Annotated in this window: 20 protein-coding genes and 1 other RNA gene; 12 read left to right on the top strand and 9 right to left on the bottom strand. The window is 43.6% G+C overall.

All coding sequences use genetic code 11. The annotated features are described in order from the left end of the window. Window positions 1-102: 102 nt before the first annotated feature. The 5 genes from epd to AC3CKG_RS14050 all read left to right on the top strand — a co-directional run bounded on the left by epd (window position 103) and on the right by AC3CKG_RS14050 (window position 5,956). The gene (gene epd, locus AC3CKG_RS14070) at window positions 103-1,152 is read left to right on the top strand and encodes an erythrose-4-phosphate dehydrogenase (protein ID WP_065110771.1); all 1,050 of its coding nucleotides are present in this window, start codon (window positions 103-105) and stop codon (window positions 1,150-1,152) included. 166 nt (window positions 1,153-1,318) lie between these two features. After that, complete coding sequence (locus tag AC3CKG_RS14065) at window positions 1,319-2,482, top strand: phosphoglycerate kinase (protein ID WP_029223491.1); 1,164 nt, start codon at window positions 1,319-1,321, stop codon at window positions 2,480-2,482. Between the two features lie 155 nt (window positions 2,483-2,637). Continuing rightward, window positions 2,638-3,714, top strand: a complete 1,077-nt coding sequence (gene fbaA, locus AC3CKG_RS14060) for a class II fructose-bisphosphate aldolase (protein WP_004735492.1) — start codon at window positions 2,638-2,640, stop codon at window positions 3,712-3,714. Between the two features lie 378 nt (window positions 3,715-4,092). Next, entirely contained in the window at window positions 4,093-4,959 is an 867-nt protein-coding gene (gene mscS, locus AC3CKG_RS14055) for a small-conductance mechanosensitive channel MscS (protein WP_065102943.1), read from the top strand. A 460-nt stretch (window positions 4,960-5,419) separates the two neighbouring features. Further along, on the top strand, window positions 5,420-5,956 hold the full coding sequence (locus tag AC3CKG_RS14050; RefSeq protein ID WP_488528500.1) for a TetR/AcrR family transcriptional regulator: 537 nt from the start codon (window positions 5,420-5,422) through the stop codon (window positions 5,954-5,956). Window positions 5,957-6,025: 69 nt separating this feature from the next. On the opposite strand, the gene AC3CKG_RS14045 is transcribed toward AC3CKG_RS14050, so the two are convergent. After that, window positions 6,026-6,655 carry a LysE/ArgO family amino acid transporter gene (locus tag AC3CKG_RS14045; protein WP_102485696.1) on the bottom strand — a complete coding sequence of 210 codons (630 nt, stop codon included), beginning with the start codon at window positions 6,653-6,655 and terminating at the stop codon, window positions 6,026-6,028. 142 nt (window positions 6,656-6,797) lie between these two features. On the opposite strand from AC3CKG_RS14045, the gene AC3CKG_RS14040 reads away from it, so the two are divergent. Next, window positions 6,798-7,694: a LysR family transcriptional regulator ArgP gene (locus tag AC3CKG_RS14040; RefSeq protein ID WP_029223489.1), complete on the top strand. Its 897-nt coding sequence runs from the start codon at window positions 6,798-6,800 to the stop codon at window positions 7,692-7,694. A gap of 110 nt (window positions 7,695-7,804) precedes the next feature. Next, window positions 7,805-8,518, top strand: coding sequence for an oxidative stress defense protein (locus AC3CKG_RS14035; RefSeq protein ID WP_017108126.1), 714 nt, complete (start codon window positions 7,805-7,807; stop codon window positions 8,516-8,518). A 118-nt stretch (window positions 8,519-8,636) separates the two neighbouring features. On the opposite strand, the gene serA is transcribed toward AC3CKG_RS14035, so the two are convergent. The 5 genes from serA to zapA form a co-directional block, all read right to left on the bottom strand. Then, entirely contained in the window at window positions 8,637-9,866 is a 1,230-nt protein-coding gene (gene serA / locus AC3CKG_RS14030; protein WP_017108127.1) for a phosphoglycerate dehydrogenase, read from the bottom strand. 261 nt (window positions 9,867-10,127) lie between these two features. Further along, a complete protein-coding gene (gene rpiA / locus AC3CKG_RS14025; RefSeq protein WP_009847664.1) occupies window positions 10,128-10,784 on the bottom strand; it encodes a ribose-5-phosphate isomerase RpiA in 657 nt (218 codons plus the stop codon). A 102-nt stretch (window positions 10,785-10,886) separates the two neighbouring features. Continuing rightward, window positions 10,887-11,486 carry a 5-formyltetrahydrofolate cyclo-ligase gene (locus tag AC3CKG_RS14020; protein ID WP_372114401.1) on the bottom strand — a complete coding sequence of 200 codons (600 nt, stop codon included), beginning with the start codon at window positions 11,484-11,486 and terminating at the stop codon, window positions 10,887-10,889. Window positions 11,487-11,492: 6 nt separating this feature from the next. After that, window positions 11,493-11,675, bottom strand: a non-coding RNA gene (ssrS, locus tag AC3CKG_RS14015) — 6S RNA. 11 nt (window positions 11,676-11,686) lie between these two features. Further along, window positions 11,687-11,995, bottom strand: a complete 309-nt coding sequence (gene zapA, locus AC3CKG_RS14010) for a cell division protein ZapA (RefSeq protein WP_004735366.1) — start codon at window positions 11,993-11,995, stop codon at window positions 11,687-11,689. 307 nt (window positions 11,996-12,302) lie between these two features. Here zapA and AC3CKG_RS14005 point away from each other — a divergent pair, with 307 nt between their 5' ends. The 3 genes from AC3CKG_RS14005 to AC3CKG_RS13995 are packed head-to-tail and all read left to right on the top strand — an operon-like array spanning window position 12,303 to window position 15,316. After that, window positions 12,303-12,878, top strand: a complete 576-nt coding sequence (locus AC3CKG_RS14005) for a YecA/YgfB family protein (protein ID WP_017108131.1) — start codon at window positions 12,303-12,305, stop codon at window positions 12,876-12,878. Window positions 12,879-12,902: 24 nt separating this feature from the next. Then, on the top strand, window positions 12,903-14,081 hold the full coding sequence (gene ubiH / locus AC3CKG_RS14000; protein WP_102485695.1) for a 2-octaprenyl-6-methoxyphenyl hydroxylase: 1,179 nt from the start codon (window positions 12,903-12,905) through the stop codon (window positions 14,079-14,081). Window positions 14,082-14,092: 11 nt separating this feature from the next. Then, window positions 14,093-15,316, top strand: a complete 1,224-nt coding sequence (locus AC3CKG_RS13995) for an FAD-dependent 2-octaprenylphenol hydroxylase (protein WP_488528499.1) — start codon at window positions 14,093-14,095, stop codon at window positions 15,314-15,316. A 136-nt stretch (window positions 15,317-15,452) separates the two neighbouring features. Here AC3CKG_RS13995 and AC3CKG_RS13990 read toward each other — a convergent pair whose 3' ends face one another. The 3 genes from AC3CKG_RS13990 to ygfZ form a co-directional block, all read right to left on the bottom strand. Beyond that, window positions 15,453-15,659 (bottom strand): DUF1107 domain-containing protein, encoded by a 207-nt coding sequence (locus AC3CKG_RS13990; protein ID WP_017108134.1) that lies wholly within the window; start codon window positions 15,657-15,659, stop codon window positions 15,453-15,455. A 564-nt stretch (window positions 15,660-16,223) separates the two neighbouring features. Beyond that, window positions 16,224-16,685, bottom strand: coding sequence for an aminoacyl-tRNA deacylase (locus AC3CKG_RS13985; protein WP_280541203.1), 462 nt, complete (start codon window positions 16,683-16,685; stop codon window positions 16,224-16,226). A 4-nt stretch (window positions 16,686-16,689) separates the two neighbouring features. Beyond that, window positions 16,690-17,661 (bottom strand): tRNA-modifying protein YgfZ, encoded by a 972-nt coding sequence (ygfZ, locus tag AC3CKG_RS13980; RefSeq protein ID WP_102518301.1) that lies wholly within the window; start codon window positions 17,659-17,661, stop codon window positions 16,690-16,692. Window positions 17,662-17,828: 167 nt separating this feature from the next. On the opposite strand from ygfZ, the gene AC3CKG_RS13975 reads away from it, so the two are divergent. Both AC3CKG_RS13975 and AC3CKG_RS13970 read left to right on the top strand, forming a co-directional pair. Next, a complete protein-coding gene (locus AC3CKG_RS13975) occupies window positions 17,829-18,089 on the top strand; it encodes an FAD assembly factor SdhE (RefSeq protein ID WP_004735374.1) in 261 nt (86 codons plus the stop codon). Continuing rightward, window positions 18,037-18,465: a protein YgfX gene (locus AC3CKG_RS13970; protein WP_488528498.1), complete on the top strand. Its 429-nt coding sequence runs from the start codon at window positions 18,037-18,039 to the stop codon at window positions 18,463-18,465. The genes AC3CKG_RS13975 and AC3CKG_RS13970 overlap by 53 nt, the downstream gene beginning before the upstream one ends. Window positions 18,466-18,551 lie beyond the last annotated feature (86 nt).

Below are 18,551 nucleotides of genomic sequence, written 5' to 3'. Positions count from 1 at the left end.
AGATCAATCTGTCCTAAGTAGGTTGAGTTATTCAAGTAATGCCTTTTGGGTAGGATTCAGTTATCATCTGTTGCACGAAATTTTGGTTAGATGTACGGAACTATGCTAAAAGTCGCGATAAACGGATTTGGACGAATAGGGCGTAATGTATTACGCGCTGTCTATGAAAGTGGCAAAAGCCAACAAATCAAAGTAGTAGCTGTCAATGAGCTTGCTCAGCCTGACGCTATGGCTCACCTATTGCAATACGACACCAGTCACGGCCGCTTCGGCAAGAAAATCTCTAACGATCAAGAGCACATCTATGTTCATCATGGCGTTGGTGCTGAAGATAAGGGAGAGTTCGATACGATTCGTATCTTACACCTTGCTGATATTGAGTTGTTGCCTTGGCGTGACCTTGAAGTTGATATTGTTCTCGACTGTACCGGCGTTTACGGTTGCCGTGATGACGGCCTAGCGCACATTGCTGCTGGGGCGAAAAAGGTTCTGTTTTCACATCCTGGTGCTAACGATCTGGATAACACCATTATTTACGGTGTGAATCACGACACTATTACCGCTGACCATCGAATCGTTTCCAATGGTTCATGCACGACTAACTGTATTGTCCCTATCATCAAGGTGCTTGATGATGCTTTTGGTATTGAGTCCGGCACGATTACGACCATTCACTCTTCTATGAATGACCAGCAAGTTATCGATGCATACCACAGCGACCTTCGTCGAACTCGAGCAGCAAGCCAATCAATCATTCCTGTCGATACCAAATTGCATAAAGGTATTGAAAGAATCTTTCCGAAATTTTCTAACAAATTTGAAGCGATATCCGTGCGTGTGCCAACGGTAAACGTCACTGCGATGGATTTAAGTGTCACAATTAATGCAAATGTGAAAGTTAATGACGTAAATCAAACCATTGTTAATGCATCCCAGTGTACATTACACAATATAGTTGACTATACTGAAGCGCCGCTCGTTTCCATCGATTTTAATCACGATCCCCATAGTGCAATTGTTGATGGTTCACAAACTCGAGTGAGCAACGGCCACTTAGTGAAAATGCTGGTGTGGTGCGACAATGAATGGGGCTTTGCAAACCGAATGCTGGATACGGTTCTTGCAATGGAAGCTTCTGAAGGCAAGAAGTAAGACCTAGAAGCAAATGTGCGGATTATTTATTTTTTAGCTTGAATTAAATGCTAAGTGTCCACATATTACTAGTAGTTAAAGAATTACCAGTTGAATAATTTATAGGCTTAGCAGGGTTGCTGAGTTTCCAAAACTTTATTTTTATTTAAATTTGAGAGGACAAATCATGTCTGTGATCAAGATGACTGACCTGGAACTTGCAGGTAAACGCGTATTTATCCGTGCTGACCTAAACGTACCAGTAAAAGACGGTAAAGTAACTTCAGATGCACGTATCCTAGCATCTCTACCAACTATCAAACTTTGCCTAGAAGCTGGCGCAAAAGTTATGGTTACTTCTCACCTTGGTCGTCCTACTGAAGGCGAATACAACGAAGAGTTCTCTCTAGCTCCTGTAGTTAACTACCTAAACGACGCACTAGACTGCGAAGTTAAGCTAGCGAAAGATTACGTAAATGGCCTAGAGCTAAACGCTGGCGAACTAACTGTTCTTGAAAACGTTCGTTTTAACAAAGGCGAGAAGAAGAACGAAGAAGCACTTTCTAAGCAATACGCTGCACTATGTGACATCTTCGTGATGGACGCATTCGGTACAGCTCACCGTGCTCAAGCTTCTACACACGGCGTTGGTACTTACGCTCCTGTAGCATGTGCTGGTCCTCTTCTAGCTGCTGAGCTTGAAGCTCTTGGTAAAGCAATGGACAACCCAGCTCGCCCACTAGTGGCTATCGTTGGTGGTTCTAAAGTTTCTACTAAACTAACAGTTCTAGAATCTCTTTCTAAAATCGCTGACCAACTTGTTGTTGGTGGTGGTATCGCGAACACGTTCATTGCTGCTGAAGGCCACAACGTAGGTAAGTCTCTATACGAAGCTGACCTAGTTGAAACTGCTAAGAAGCTAATGAAAGAGTGTGCTATCCCAGTAGCGACTGACGTTGCATGTGCTAAAGCATTCGACGAAAACGCAGAAGCTGAAATTAAGCACGTTTCTGAAGTTCAAGACGACGACATGATCTTCGACCTTGGCCCAGATTCAACTGCAGCTCTAGCTGAAATCATCGGCAACGCAAAAACGATTCTTTGGAACGGCCCTGTAGGCGTATTCGAATTCAAAAACTTCGAAGCGGGTACTGCTGGTATTTCTAAAGCAATCGCTGACTCTGAAGGTTTCTCTGTAGCAGGCGGTGGTGACACGCTAGCGGCTATCGACAAGTTCGGTATCAAAGCAGATGTTTCTTACATCTCTACTGGCGGCGGCGCTTTCCTTGAGTTTGTTGAAGGTAAAGTACTTCCTGCAGTAGCAATGCTTGAAGAGCGTGCTAAAGCGTAATTGATTTAGAAAGGCGAGATGTGAATCTCGCCTTTTAACGTTTGCTGCATATCACACTTTTTTGCTAGAATGGCACAAGTTGTGAGCAAACGATTGCAAATTTTTAAACTTAAGTTTTTTAATCTTAAAACGATAGAATAAATAGGACTATTTCCATGTCTAAGATCTTCGATTTTGTAAAACCTGGTGTGATTTCTGGCGATGACGTACAGAAAGTATTTGAAGTAGCAAAAGCAAACAAATTTGCTCTTCCTGCAGTAAACGTAATCAACACTGATACTATCAACGCTGTTCTTGAAGCTGCTGCTAAAGCAAAAGCTCCAGTTGTTGTTCAGTTCTCTAACGGCGGTGCTGGTTTCTTCGCTGGTAAAGGCGTTAAACTTGAAGGTCAAGGCGCTCAAATTCTTGGCGCTGTAGCTGGTGCAAAATACGTTCACGCAGTAGCAGAATCTTACGGTGTTCCAGTTATTCTTCATACTGACCACGCTGCTAAGAAACTTCTTCCATGGATCGACGGTCTACTAGACGCTGGTGAAGAGTTCTTCGCACAAACTGGTAAGCCACTATTCTCTTCTCACATGCTAGACCTTTCTGAAGAGTCTCTAGAAGAGAACATCGAAACATGTGCAGCTTACCTAGCTCGCATGGCTAAACTAAACATGACAATCGAGATCGAACTTGGTTGTACTGGTGGTGAAGAAGACGGCGTTGATAACTCTGATATGGACGCATCTGAGCTTTACACTTCTCCTGAAGATGTTGCATACGCGTACGAGAAACTAAACGCAGTTAGCCCACGTTTCACTATCGCAGCTTCTTTCGGTAACGTACACGGTGTTTACCAAGCTGGTAACGTTGTACTTACTCCAACTATCCTGCGTGACTCTCAAGCATACTGTGCTGAGAAGTTTGGCATTGCAGCTGACGCTCTTAACTTCGTATTCCACGGTGGTTCTGGTTCTTCTGAAGCAGAAATCCAAGAGTCTATCGGTTACGGCGTTATCAAAATGAACATCGATACTGATACTCAGTGGGCTTCATGGGATGGCGTTCGTACTTACGAAGCTGAGAACCGTGATTTCCTACAAGGTCAAATCGGTAACCCAACTGGCGAAGCTGCTCCAAACAAGAAGTTCTACGATCCACGCGTATGGCTACGTGCTGGTCAGTCTTCAATGGTTACTCGTCTTGAGAAAGCATTCGCTGACCTTAACGCTGTAGACGTACTGTAATTCTTTGAATTAAGTACTCTTTAAGTTTTAAAAGCCCGCTCATTGAGCGGGTTTTTTTATGTCTGATAAAAACTTGTACTAAATATGTGAAAAACCTAGCGTGCGGTGAATAAATTTCGTAGTCTTTTAGTTATCGGTATTTGTGTTTATTGGTAAGTTTTATTAATTCAAAAGCTTACATAAATATGACTTTGCAATCTGTCAAAGATAGGATATCGTGCCGAAAAATTGAACTTGGTTCAGTTTATAAAAAAGGACTTGGCTTTAATTTACTTTTAACACAACGACTTAACGTGAAATATACGGTTTATTTTGTTGTTGGGTAAGTTTGGCTTAAGGCAGTTTAGCTCATAGCATATTATATAGAGGATGCACATTATGGCTGATAGTTCGACAGCGATTGAGACTCCACTTGTGGATGGTCTGTCTCACGCAGAACAGTGGTTAACAAATAACTCAGATCTGTTTATTCAATACGGTGTAAACATTATCTCAGCACTGATAATTCTATTTATTGGTAACCTTATTGTTAAAGCAGTAGCGAATAGCGTGTCTAAGGTTCTTCAGAAGAAGAAAATGGACCGAGCAGTTGTGGAGTTCGTCCATGGTTTAGTTCGTTACTTGTTGTTTGTTATTGTTTTAATTGCTGCACTTGGTCGTCTAGGCGTTCAAACTGCATCTGTGGTTGCTGTTATTGGTGCGGCTGGTTTAGCGGTAGGCTTAGCGTTACAAGGCTCATTATCTAACTTTGCAGCTGGTGTACTTATCGTTGCATTCCGTCCATTCAAGTCTGGTGACTACGTGGAAATTGGTGGTGTAGCAGGTTCGGTTGATTCAATTCAAATCTTCCAAACAGTTCTAACAACGCCAGACAACAAGATGGTTGTAGTACCGAACGGTAGCGTTATTGGTAGCCCAATTACTAACTACTCTCGTCATGATACACGTCGTATTGATCTAATGATTGGTGTTTCTTACAACGCTGATCTTCAAAAGACAAAAGCGCTACTGACTAAGATTTGTGAATCTGATGAACGTGTACTTAAAACACCGGGTGTTCAAGTTGGTGTTCATACACTAGCGGATTCTTCAGTAAACTTTGTCGTTCGCCCATGGGTTAACACTGCAGAGTACTGGGATGTGTATTTTGACCTTATGCAAGCAATCAAAGAAGGCTTGGATAACGAAGGTATCGAAATTCCATTCCCGCAAATGGATGTACACATGAATAAAGTAGAAGCTTAATCTCCGATTAGTTTTTATAGCTATAAGCTTTTATAAGGAAAGGCGGATAACTTAGGTTATCCGCCTTTTTTGATTCCAAGACTAGCCCTCCTGAGCGTTGACTCTCTTAATGCTCTGTTTTCTTTTCATCACCCTGCCTTTTGTTTTATTCGACGTCGGCCATAACGATGTTTTCAGCATTGCATATAAAGGCTTTCTTACCTCTTTGCCTCCTAAAATTGCCAGTAGACATAACCCTCCAGGGATAAGAATCATCATTAACAGGGGACGAAGTAGGTAAGAGAAACAAAAAATGGTGGGTAGAAAAATCAGTATTTGTCCCAATCGGTTTAATAAATTCATCGGTTCTCCAAATTGAAAGTAAAGTGAGCGTGCTCATTTTTATAATTGAGCGCGCTCAGTTTGTCAAATTAGACGACTAAGAGTATGATCAAGCTTGATTTGAAAAGGGTGTATTTTCGTGAGTAAGAGAGACATAACGAAACAGAAGATCTTGGCGTCTGCTTGGGAATTGTTTGGTGAAAATGGTTATGACAACACCACAACTCGACAGATTGCTCGTCACGCAAGTGTGGCTGATGGCACGGTGTTTAGTCATTTTGAAACCAAGTTGACGATTCTTCGAGAAGGGATGCTATCGCAGTTGGAAAAGATTGCTCAGGAAGTGTTAGCGACTGATCAAAATAAGAGTACGTTGGATATTGGTCTCTCGCTTATTGAACATTACTACTGTTATTACTTTGATAATGTTGAATTGAGTCGAGCGTTACTCAAAGAGGTGATTTGGGATCTCGACTATTACCGAACCTTTGATCAGGCACTCTTTCAGACGGTTAATGTCAGTACATCTATTTCTGAAAAAATGCCTTTGATTATGGATAGCTATTTCATGACTTTGATAAAACACTTGAGCCAACCTGAACCGAGCCTTGAAGCTGCGCTGAATGAACTGAACAATAAAATTCGAGTCATTCTAACCACCAACGAGATTGAATAATTCACTGTTTATTCGTGGCGTCGTTGCAATTTTCTAATGACTGGCTTGCGATCTCTGTTCTTGATGTGATTACCAATACTGTTCAATCAACCCATTAGCGAGCACAAGTGCAATGGCAAACATCATGGTCGCGACTGCGATATCAATGCCTTTCTTAACGTTCGGCTTAGATAGCGTTGGGCCTAGCTTTGCAGCGCCTAATGACAAAGAGTAAAACCACACGAACGAAGCCAAGATCGTCCCCATAGCAAAAGCAATTCTGTCGTTGCCTTCAAACTGCCCGCCAATGGATCCTAGAATCACCACGGTATCCAAATAGAGATGCGGGTTTAATACAGTTACTGCCAATGCACCTAAAACAACGGTGCGCTTGCCACGAGCTAATATCTCACCTTTTGATTCATCACTGGCACGTGTTCTGAACGCACTGCGCAGTGATAGCAACCCATAAACCGTAAGAAAGGCGATACCCCCCAATGTCACTGAAGTGAGCAGTAATTCATTTTGCGACAGGATAGCTCCGCCACCAAAAATACCCAATGAGATGAACAAGGTATCGAGTAGGCTACAAATCGTTGCTGTGGTTAGGTGGTGATTGCGTTTTATCCCTTGATTTAAGACGTACGCATTCTGAGCGCCAATAGGGATAATCATGCTTGCCCCTAGACCAAAACCTTGTAATAAAACCCAAAAATTCATTTTTACCTCCACTTAATTAACGATATTTACGTGCTATATGGCGAAGATACTCCGACCTTTTAAATAAGTATAATTAATGATTTTAATCTATTATTAGAGTTGCTAATGTTGATGATAGTTAGGTTAAAAAGGAAACAAGTTGATGCGTGGATTGGATTACAAATGGATAGAAGCACTCGATGCAGTCGTGAAACAACGCAGCTTTGAAAGGGCGGCTGAGCAGTTGTACATATCCCAATCGGCGGTGTCTCAACGCATCAAACAACTGGAAAAATGGTTAGCCCAACCCGCGCTTGTGAGAGAAAGCCCCCCAAGGCCAACACCGGCAGGGAAAAAGCTGTTGGGTTTGTATCGTCGTGTTCGTTTGTTAGAGCATGAGCTTGTCCCTGAATTGATGAATGAAGAGGGTACTCAACCTCTTTCCCTATCAATAGCGACCAATGCTGATAGTTTGGCGACATGGCTGTTGCCTGCGTTATCTGATGTGATGAACTCACGTCAAGTTGAGTTGAACCTTGCGATTCATGGTGAATCGAGAACGATCGAAAAAATTAAGAGTGGAGAAGTCGCAGGGGCGATCAGTCTGGAATCACAGCCTATTCCTGGGTGCAGCGCTGACTATCTCGGTCGTATGGACTACGTGTGTGTGGCGAGTCCTAGCTTTCATCAACGCTACTTCTCTGACGGAGTGAACTATTCGACATTAACCAAAGCTCCTGCGGTTTCGTATGACCAATACGATGATCTGCATAAGAAGTTTTTGCATGATCATTTTAATGTTCCGAGAGACAGCGTTATCAATCATACGGTGGGAAGTTCAGAAGCTTTTGTGCGACTCGCTCTCTCTGGTGTCGCCTATTGTTTGATCCCTCGACTGCAGATTATTGAAGAGTTGGAATCAGGGACACTGATTGATGTCACGCCCGGCTTCTTGCTGTCTTATCGTATCTATTGGCACCATTGGCAGCTTGAGAGTGGGGTGTTGAAGGAAATCTCTCAAGCCATATTAAGTTATGCTCACAATCACTTACCTCAGTAAGCTGTTGGTTTTTTCATCGTCAAAGTTCTGTTAGAAGTTGGGTATCAGGATTGGCTATGCGACAAATTGCTCTATGATAAAAGAACATTTGTTCAGCGTGGGTTTTCCTAATGAAGTTTGTACCAAAAATCTTAGCAACGTCTCTTACTCTTACTGCAGCGTTGAGTGCTGTGAGTTTTCCATCATTGGCAAACTCTCCCTCTTTTCCGCATATTTCAACGACGGGCTATGGTGAAGTGATCGCGACACCGGATATGGCAACATTCTCTGTTAGAGTTGTAGAATCAACAATGACCGCTGAACAAGCTAAAAATACTGTCGATAAAGTCGTGACAGGCTTTCTCAACAAGCTGCAAAAAGCAGGAGTTGATGAGGCTAGCGTACACAGCTCTAACTTGTATTTATCGCCTCAATACCATTACCCGAAAGATGGTAAGCCTGAATTGGTTGGCTATCGTGCTTCACGTAATGTGACGGTTCAAGTTAATGATTTAGCTAATCTAAATGACTACATGGATATTGCTATTGGTCAGGGCATTAATCAGATCGATAACATTCAACTGCAAGTTCGCGACCAAGCTAAGTATCAAGAACAGGCTCGCTTAGAAGCAATCAAGGATGCAAGATCAAAAGCGAAATCATTGGCGAGTGGTTTTGAGCGTGAGCTAGGTGATGTTTGGCGTGTTGATTACAACGCACAATCTTCTCAGCCTGTGCTCATGCGTTCGATGGCGATGGATGCGAGAACAGAGTCGAACTCTTATGAAGACTCAACGATCACCATTCGCGATCGTGTTAATGTGATCTACCAGATCGAAGAATAAGATAGCGCTATAGAGGCTTTTGGATCATGGTGATCTAATTACCTACGATAGGCCAAATACTAAAAAGGCTCTCATTGCGAGAGCCTTTTCTGTTTTTACTTATGGTCTAACTCGATGATTAGTGAAGAAGACGAGCACGGATTGTGCCTTCGATCTCTTTCAATTTAAGCAGAGCTTCTTGTGAACGATCAGCTTCCACATCGATAACCACATAACCCATATCTGCGGCAGTTTGTAGATACTGACCTGCGATGTTGATGCCTTCTTCAGCGAAGATGGTGTTAATTTGAGTCAGAATACCTGGACGGTTCTCGTGGATGTGTAGCAAACGAGAAGTGCCTGTATGCAATGGCAGTGAAACTTCAGGGAAGTTAACACTTGATAGCGTAGAGCCATTATCAGAGTACTTAGCAAGCTTGCCAGCAACTTCTACGCCGATGTTCTCTTGTGCTTCCTGTGTTGAACCACCAACGTGAGGGGTAAGAATCACGTTATCGAACTGCATCAATGGTGACTCAAATGGGTCAGCATTAGTTTTTGGTTCTGTTGGGAAAACATCGATAGCTGCACCCGCAAGGTGACCAGAATCTAGAGCGCCACATAATGCTGGGATATCAACAACAGTGCCACGAGCGGCGTTGATGAAGATAGAACCTGGTTTCATGCGGTCGAACTCTTCTTTGCCCATCATGTTCTTGGTTTCATTAGTTTCTGGAACATGCAGAGAAATGACATCACACTTGTTCAGAAGATCAGTCATTGTATGGACTTGAGTTGCGTTACCCAAAGACAGCTTGTTTTCGATATCGTAGAAGTAAACACGCATACCAAGGTTTTCAGCAATAATACCCAGTTGAGTACCAATGTGACCGTAGCCAATAATACCTAAACGCTTACCACGAGCTTCGTAAGAGTTGTCTGCACTCTTTTTCCAGATGCCACGGTGAGCAAGAGCGTTCTTTTCAGGGATACCACGCAGTAGCAATAGAACCTGACCAAGAACCAACTCAGCAACACTTCGAGTGTTTGAGAACGGTGCATTGAACACAGGGATACCACGTTTTGCTGCCGCTTGAAGGTTTACTTGGTTAGTACCAATACAGAAACAACCAACTGCAACCAGCTTTTCAGCCGCATCAATAACTTCTTGGGAGATGTTTGTGCGAGAACGGATACCAATGAAGTGAGCATCTTTAACTGCTTCAAGAAGTTCATCTTCAGGTAGCGAGCCTTTGTGGTACTCAATATTTGTGTAACCAGCGGCTTGCAGTACTTCTACAGAAGAAGGGTGAAGACCTTCTAGAAGTAGAATTTTTATTTTTTCTTTTTCCAGTGAAACTTTGGCCATTGTTCTCGTCCTTAAAATGGAAAGGTTGGGCAAATGCGGCGCACGTGCTACAAAATGGCTGAAAGGGGAACAAATTCACCACTTTGTCAGGAGACAAACGTTTTCCCTGTGCGTCTTCTGAACAATAAAGTAACAAAAAAAAAATGTTTTGGGTAAGAAAATTACGGAATAAGACATAATTTTACAGGTATAAAGCAAAAAAAACGGCGCCCTTGGGCACCGTATGTAATGAAGTAACAGAAAAACTCAATCTTCTATTATTTATTCTTCGATTTTTGCACCTTCAGGTGTGCCAGTGATAACTACATCAGCACCACGGTGAGCGAACAGACCAACCGTTACCACACCAGCGATACCATTGATGATATCTTCTAACTGTTTTGGATTTTCGATCGCCATGCCGTAAACATCTAGGATCACGTTGCCGTTATCGGTTGTGCAGCCTTCGCGGTAAACTGGGTCACCACCAAGTTTTACTAATTCACGAGCAACGTATGAACGTGCCATTGGGATAACTTCAACAGGCAGTGGGAATTTACCCAACACATCAACTGCTTTCGTACCATCAACGATACAAATAAACTTGTCTGAGATAGCGGCAACGATTTTTTCACGGGTCAAAGCAGCACCACCGCCTTTGATCATATCGCGTGAACCGTTAATTTCATCCGCGCCATCAACATAGATGTCTAACTTGAATACGTCATTGCACTCAAAAACTTTGATTTCTAGCGCTTCTAGTTTTTCAGTAGAGGCTACAGAGCTTGAAACCGCACCTTTGATTTTGTCTTTCATTGTGCCAAGTGCGTCGATGAAGTGATTTACTGTTGAGCCAGTACCGACACCTACAATGCTGCCTTCTTCAACATATTGAAGTGCTGCCCAGCCGGCTGCTTTTTTCATTTCATCTTGAGTCATGCCATTCTCCTGAATAAGGTCTTGCGCTGTGAATTAATCGTTCGCGTATTAAAGTTAACGTTTGTATATCGAGGTTAACGTTTGCGGCGCGATTATAGCGCTTTAATGGTTGTTTTCCCATTGCCAAGTTTTACTCGGAGTCACGATTTTAGGTAACGGAATGTCCCAACCTTCAATAGGTAAGCGATCGACATGTTGGCAATCATGTGCCAAACCAATCGGAGTTGCACCGTTACCTGTCTCAAACCATCGAGCCAAAGTGCGATCGTAATATCCACCGCCCATTCCTAAGCGATGCCCTTGAGAGTCAAAGCCCACCAATGGTGTGAGAATAAGATCGAGTTGTTGGCATGGTTTGACGAGCAATTGATTCAGCTGAGGTTCAACGATACCGTATTTATTAAGGACGGTCGGTGTGTCTGGAGAATAGTGAAGAAATAACAGGTGTCCGGCAGAGAAGGGGTGTAATACCGGTAAATAAGTTTGTTTACCTTGCGCCCATAACCATTCAATTAACGGCTGGGTATCGAGTTCGCCATCGATGGATATATAGAGGGCGATATGCTGAGCAGACTGAACTTCATCAAGCTGAGCGCACTGCTGGACTAAATCTAAACCGGATTGAGTTTGTTGTTCGCCAGATAAGGCATTACGTTTGATACGGATCTGTTTGCGAAATTCGCTGCGTGTGAGCGTCTTCATAAGAAGGGATACCCCAAAGTGCCGTTGAGAATAGATGGCCCTTGAACCAGCGAGTTCAAGGCGGATCAGCAATGATTACCGTAGGCTTCTCGGCGGACCGAGCATGCTCAATAGCACTCAAGTACTAACCCTTAGGGATTGCTTATCGGCTCGGGGACGTGAATCCTCTGACAAACACTCCAGGGTAAATTTTGTGTACGCTATTGCTGTCCGTGCTTAACTTTACTGAGGACATCTGAAAGTGATGTCGTGAGCTGTTCCATTCGCTCGGTCAGTGCGTTTTGTTCGTCGTTTGCTTCAAACTTCTTGGTTTGTAGCTCATAACAAATATTCAGAGCTGCGATCGTTAGCAGCTTCACTTCATTGGTTACCTTAGTACGTTCAGCCATCTCTTTCAATCGATTATCAAGATCGGCCGCCGCTGCAATTAATGACTCCTCTTGCCCTGGAGGACAATTAACTCGAGTCAGTTTTCCTAATATTTCAACGTCTACCGCTTGATTACTCATGATGGATGAACTCTTTAACGCGCTATTTTTAAGGCTGTTGCACTTTCTCATTTTTGAAAAAGAAAAAGAGCAAACACCGATGAGGAAGCAATCTCCTCTGAGGGAGAAACTATAGGTAAACCGCTATTAAGATTCAAGCTTTTCAGAGTGACTGTTTGTAAATGAGAGCTTGAGCACACAGTAATTCAGCAAATTGAACATTTGGTAGTCAGTCATCCTTCAATTGCTGGGGATCGATGCTTACCAGAATTGGGGTGAAGTGGTACGATTATACTATCGATATAAAGAATAACTGAGCGAGCTACTGATGAGCGAAACTACTTTACCTGACTACCTAACGGTTGCGACTGAACTTCAATCGGCAAGCCTAGCCGTAACACCAGCTGAAATGCATGGTCTGTTAACGGGTATGTTAAGTGGAGGTTTAAACCTTACAGATAAAAGCTGGCAACCACTGATCTTTGATTACACCAATGAAGGCATGGGTTGGCCTGATCGTGTCTTAACGTTAGCTGAAGCGACATTAAAGGTGACGACCAGCGAAATTACCGGTTCTGGCATGGAACTGTCTATGTTGTTGCCTGATGAAGACGCAAGTGCAAGCCTATTTGACCTTGCTGATGGTGTGTCTGATTGGATTAACCACTTTATCTCTGGTTTGGGTTTAGTGGGCGCTCCGTTAAACAAAGCGTCTGATGGCACCAAAGAAGCCTTGGCTGATCTGGAAGAGATGGCGAAGCTGGGTATTGATGAAGAAGACGACTTAGAAGAGCAAGCACAGCTTCTAGAACACGTTATCGAGCATGTCAAAGCGTGTGCATTAACGATTCATGCTGAGTTTGGCGCTCGTCCATCTGAAGATGCCGCTCCAACCATTCACTAATTCGCTTGCTCGCTTGAGGTTATGATGGCTCAGTATGATGTTGTAATTGCTGGTGGTGCAATGGCGGGGGCAACCTTAGCCCTTGCTCTGAACCACTTAAGTCAAGGCTCTCTGTCTATTGCGGTAGTGGAGCCTTATCAGGTTGATCATCAAGCTCATCCTGGATTCGATTCACGTTCTATTGCTTTGTCTTATGGCACTGTGCAGATCCTTGACTCTTTGCAGTTGTGGCAATCTATCGCTCCCGTTGCAACCCCGATCAAAGATATTCATGTATCAGATCGAGGTCATGCTGGAATGACGGACATCTACAGTGAAGATCTTGCTGTCGATGCGCTTGGCTACGTGGTTGAGTTGGCGGATGTTGGTCGGATCTATCAGCAGAAATTAGAATCAGAAGCTGCAATTACGATGCTTTGCCCTGAGTCTGTTAGAACCGTTGAACGTGATGAATCGTTAACGACGATTGAGCTGACAAGTGGGCAAACAGTAACCACTAAGTTATTGGTTGCAGCTGACGGTGCTATCTCAACCTGTTGTCAGCAACTGAATATCCCATTGAGTGAACATGACTTTGAACAAGTTGCTGTGATTGCCAATATTGTTGCTAGTGAACCTCATCAAGGTCGAGCCTTTGAGCGTTTTACTCATCATGGGCCAGTTGCTCTGTTACCGATGAGTGACAATCGTTTATCGTTGGTTTGGTGTCTGCCACCAGAGCAAGCGCAGCAAGTCACCGCTTTAAGCGATGATGAATTTCTTGAGCAACTGCAGAAAGATTTTGGTTGGCGATTGGGTCGATTAGAAAAAGTGGGCAAGCGTGCGAGTTACCCATTAATTCTTCGTCATCGCCAGCAGAATATTTCTCATCGTTTTGCGATCGTAGGCAATGCTGCTCAAACGCTTCACCCCATTGCGGGCCAAGGTTTTAACCTCGGCATTCGTGATGTCGCTTCTTTGGCTGAAGAGTTATGTAACCAACTGGATGATGTTGGGCGTTACACTGGTCTTGTTAACTTTAGAAAGCGTAGAGAACAAGACAGAGACACGACGATTACGTTGACTTCAAGCCTCGTTCATCTGTTCTCAAATGATTTTATGACCGCTCGTATTGGGCGTAATCTTGGGTTAGCCGTAATCGATAACCTCCCATCTCTTAAAGGTCCACTTTTGCGTCATACGCTTGGCCTAGTAGATAGATAAGGTAAAAAATAATGATGCAAAGTGTTGATATCGCTATTGTTGGCGGTGGCATGGTTGGCCTAGCGCTCGCGGCCGCATTGAAAGACAGTGACTTAAGAGTTGCGGTGATTGAAGGCAAAGCTCCCAGTGAAGGACTAAGTGAATTACCCGATGTGCGAGTGTCGGCACTGAGCCGTTCGAGTGAAGTCATTCTGCGTAACCTAGGTGCATGGCAAGGTATCGAACAAAGACGTGCTGCGCCCTACCAAGCGATGGAAGTGTGGGAACAAGACAGCTTTGCTCGCATCGAGTTTGACTCGACACGCTTAGCACAGCCTAACCTAGGCCATATTGTAGAAAACCGCGTAATTCAATTAGCGCTGCTTGATCAGGTTAAGAAACAAGACAATGTCAGCCTATACATGCCAGCTACGTGCAAAACGATGGCGATTGGTGAGAGCGAAGCATGGTTAACGCTAGACAATGGCCAAGCGCTGACCGCTAAGTTAGTTGTTGGAGCTGACGGTGCAAACTCTTGGGTTCGCAAGCAGCAAGATATCCCACTAACACATTGGGATTACGGCCACAGTGCGATTGTCGCGAACATCAAAACAACAGAGCCTCACCACAGTGTTGCTCGTCAAATATTCACACCGCAAGGACCGTTGGCGTTCCTGCCAATGCAACCAACGAATATGAGCTCTATTGTTTGGTCTACGGAACCAAATCGTGCCGAGAAGCTTGTATCCATGTCGGATGCTGATTTCAATAAACAGCTAACGGCTGAATTTGATACCAAGCTTGGATTGTGCGAAGTGGTTGGTGAGCGTTTCGCCTTCCCGTTACGTATGCGATATGCGCGAGATTTCGTGGTAGAGCGTGTAGCTTTGGTTGGTGATGCTGCTCATACGATTCACCCGTTAGCGGGGCAGGGTGTCAACTTAGGACTATTAGATGCTGCAAGCTTAGCGCAAGAGCTGTTAACGCTGTGGGCTGCTGGCGAGGACATTGGTACTAAGCGTAACCTTCGTGGCTACGAGCGCTGGAGGAAAGCAGAGGCGGCGAAGATGATTGCGTCTATGCAGGGCTTTAAAGATCTGTTTGAAGGTGACAATCCAGCCAAGAAGCTGATTCGTGGCATCGGTATGAAGCTTGCGGGTCAACTGCCTGGTGCGAAAGATGAAATCATGAAAAGAGCACTTGGTTTATCTGGGAACCTTCCTGATTTAGCAAAACGTCCTGTGACTCACCGATAGTGATTTAATGGTTAAGTTGTTGAGCATTAATAACGAATAACTCGCGACAGAACAGGTTTTCAGAATCATAAGTACTAAAAAAGGGTTGGCATTAATATGCCAACCCTTTTTATTTCGAATTCTTTAGATAATCAGATTAGGCGTATGCACAACGCAGCTTCATGATTTCACTGTTGATCTCTTTCACGGTTTGAAAATGACGTTTCTCTGCTCGCTCCGGTAGTACGAGCTTGCCATTATCAAACTCAAATTTGCCGACGCCGTAAATGTAGATTCGTCCTTTGAAAAGTCGACTTACATGTTTAGCAATCATACCCGGTGTATAGCGCTTAAACAGTCTCATTCTTAATTATCCTTATATTTACCTAGCCTGCATATTATAGAAAAAATCCGTGATAATAATTGTGATAAGCGTGGATTAATATGCAGCAGAGTTGACGTTTATTAGATATTTGTGCTGTTCTAAGCACTTCCTGTAGTAAATATCTATTTTTACGTGAGCTTCTCCTCAAAATAATAGTGAGTAGGGAAACTGCCATGAACTTTCCTGTTCGGTATTAAGCAGTAGAGATGTTACAAGTATAAGAATAGGCGGGATTTTTTTATTTGTGTAATCAAATTGTAAATTTTAGGCATAAAAAAAGCCCGTCTAAAACGGGCGAATAGTCACAGATGCATTACACAAAAGTGGATACTGATGTTACTCAGTGGATTCACTTGTACTGATTTACCTAAAGGCTAGTCAGTAAATTAACAATAACGCAGATTTAACCTTGTGACTACTTATGCTTTTAATTTGATTAAATATTTACTATTAATGTGTTTTTCTTATGACGAACTTCACACAAAATATGTATTTAATGAAAACTTTAAGTGAGGTTTGCGATCAATTACGCCTTAGAGTGGATCATCGACAGATCTCTGCGACGATAGGGGCACACAAAGCCATAAGATCATCGAGATCCAATGCGACGCCAGCCATTCGATCACCAGAGCTGATCGTCACGAAGGCGTTATTCTGAAGAGAAGGATCAAAAATGATCGGCATGTGTCTCTTCAGAGCAAGCGGGCCGACACATCCAGCCTTAAAGCCAGTGATGGCTTCAACATCTTTCAGTGATACGCAGGTCATTCGACGGCAATTCAGTACCGAGCGTACTTTCTTAGGATCGACAGAGCGATCACCAGCAATACAGGCTAACGCATACTGGTTTCCCATATCCTTGAGCAGGATGCACTTGACCATTTGAGAGGCATCGATGCCTCGTTCTTGCGCTGTCTCTTCGATGCTGGTGGTTGGTTTGCTTTGCATCAGCAGGCGATAATTCACCTGCTGTTGATCCAACCATTGTGTAATCAGAGTTTCCACGTGGTTACTCTTCGTCAAGGCTGTAAGGCAGTGGCAGAATGCTCCACACTTGGTCAGGTTGTGCTGTTAATCGAAGCTGAACATCGTCATCAAGATTGTTTGGTAACACCATCAAGCCCATCGCGTGGTTATCAGCAAATTGATACACGTTTAATAGTCGGCCTGCGCCACGCCAGTTTTCACCCACGCTGCGTTCTAGTTCAATCGTATTTTCAAGAGACAGTACATCTGAAGTCGTTCCAGAAACAATGCGCATTTCACGCTTGTTCATGCCACGGTACTTAGCACGAGCAACCGTTTCTTGACCTGTGTAGCAGCCTTTTGAAAAGCTGATACCGCCAATCGCTTGTAAGTTAAGTGCTTGAGGAATGTGCTCGTTTTGCTCTGCTTTCGATAGGTTCGGCTGAGCATCAAGAATTTCATGATACTGCCAAAGTGCTTCTGATACTTTTTCTGCTGTGCTGCTTGTTACCAAAGCTTCAGCGGCTTCTTCTGTCACAAGTAGAGCCCAACGGTTGTCAGAGACTTGAACAGCGGTGCCACCAGAGATAACTCGCACTTTACCTTGGCTTTCTGAAATTGAGTCAATATATTGATCAGCGGACGCGCCCATCACACCGATAACAACGTCAGACGTTTGCTCGATATCAACCTTAGAGAATACGGCGTATTTCTTGATTTCAACTAGCTCGACTTCAATTGCCGATTTAGGCTGCATGAGTGCGTAGCCACCGTTGTGGTGGAACAAGCGAAAGATACTCCATACCTTTCCTTTCGCATCACAATGCGCACCTAATGTAGATTCATCATTAGGAAGAGTGACGACATCGCACGTAACTTGACCTTGTAGGTACGACTTTTTGTCATCGCCTATCATGGTAATTGCGCTCCAATCTGACACGTGTGTCATCATCAGTTCTGGAAGCGATTCATTTTGCGTATGAGCGAGCGGCTGAAATGTGTTTTTCCAATCCATTTTATCTTTCCTAAGAATTTTATTTGGCTCTATGTTAATCCGGTTCTGTTTCTTTGTCAGCCTAGGTTTTTTTGTGAGCTTAGATAGGGACTGTGACTCACATAGTAGTTGCAGAGCGTATGACTTGTTACACTCCGAGAAAGAAAAATTATAGGTGAGGATAGCCAATGTACACTGCAGAGCAGAAAGCACGAATTAAATGGGGTTGCCGTCGCGGCATGTTAGAACTTGATGTAGTCATCATGCCATTTTTTGAAGAGTGTTTTGATTCGTTGCAAGAGCAGGAACAGCGCGAGTTTGTTTCTCTATTAGAGTGTGATGACCCAGATTTGTTTACTTGGGTGATGGGACACGGGCGCAGTGAAAACCTAGGTCATGCATCAATGGTTGATAAAATTGTCGCGCATAACCTCAGCAAGGTTCGTTAGGCTTCAGCTTAACCCTTCATATTCCGCATTATTTGCAAAAGGCACTATTTTTGGGTGCCTTTTGTTTTTCATCGTATTCACCTCCATCCCTCTTGTTGCCAGTCTCTACTGTTTTTATCTCATGATCTCTTTATTCAAAACCGATACGGTTGTGGTTAATGCGGCTCAAGGTTGTTTCGATTACAAGCACTATGGGGAAGTTAGGTTGAATGGCCAACCTTATGTTCTCAAGACCGTCGATAAGGTTTGGGCGCAATTTTTCGTTAAGCTGAGTTTTGAATGTGGACATTCGGTAATGTTATGGCGAGATAGTTGTGATGAGCGTGAGTATCGACATTTTCTGGCAAACCTACAACGAGCCCGCGAGATAAGCTAGAGCATCAAATAAAAGAAAGTGTAGATAAAAGAAAAGAGAGCACTTGGCTCCCTTTCGTTTGATTGCTTTTGGTTAACGTACTAAGC

It is taken from the genome of Vibrio sp. QJM3NY_15, from assembly GCF_057785995.1.
Note: the sequence above shows the minus strand (reverse complement) of the source record. Positions and strands in the feature narration are given on the sequence as shown.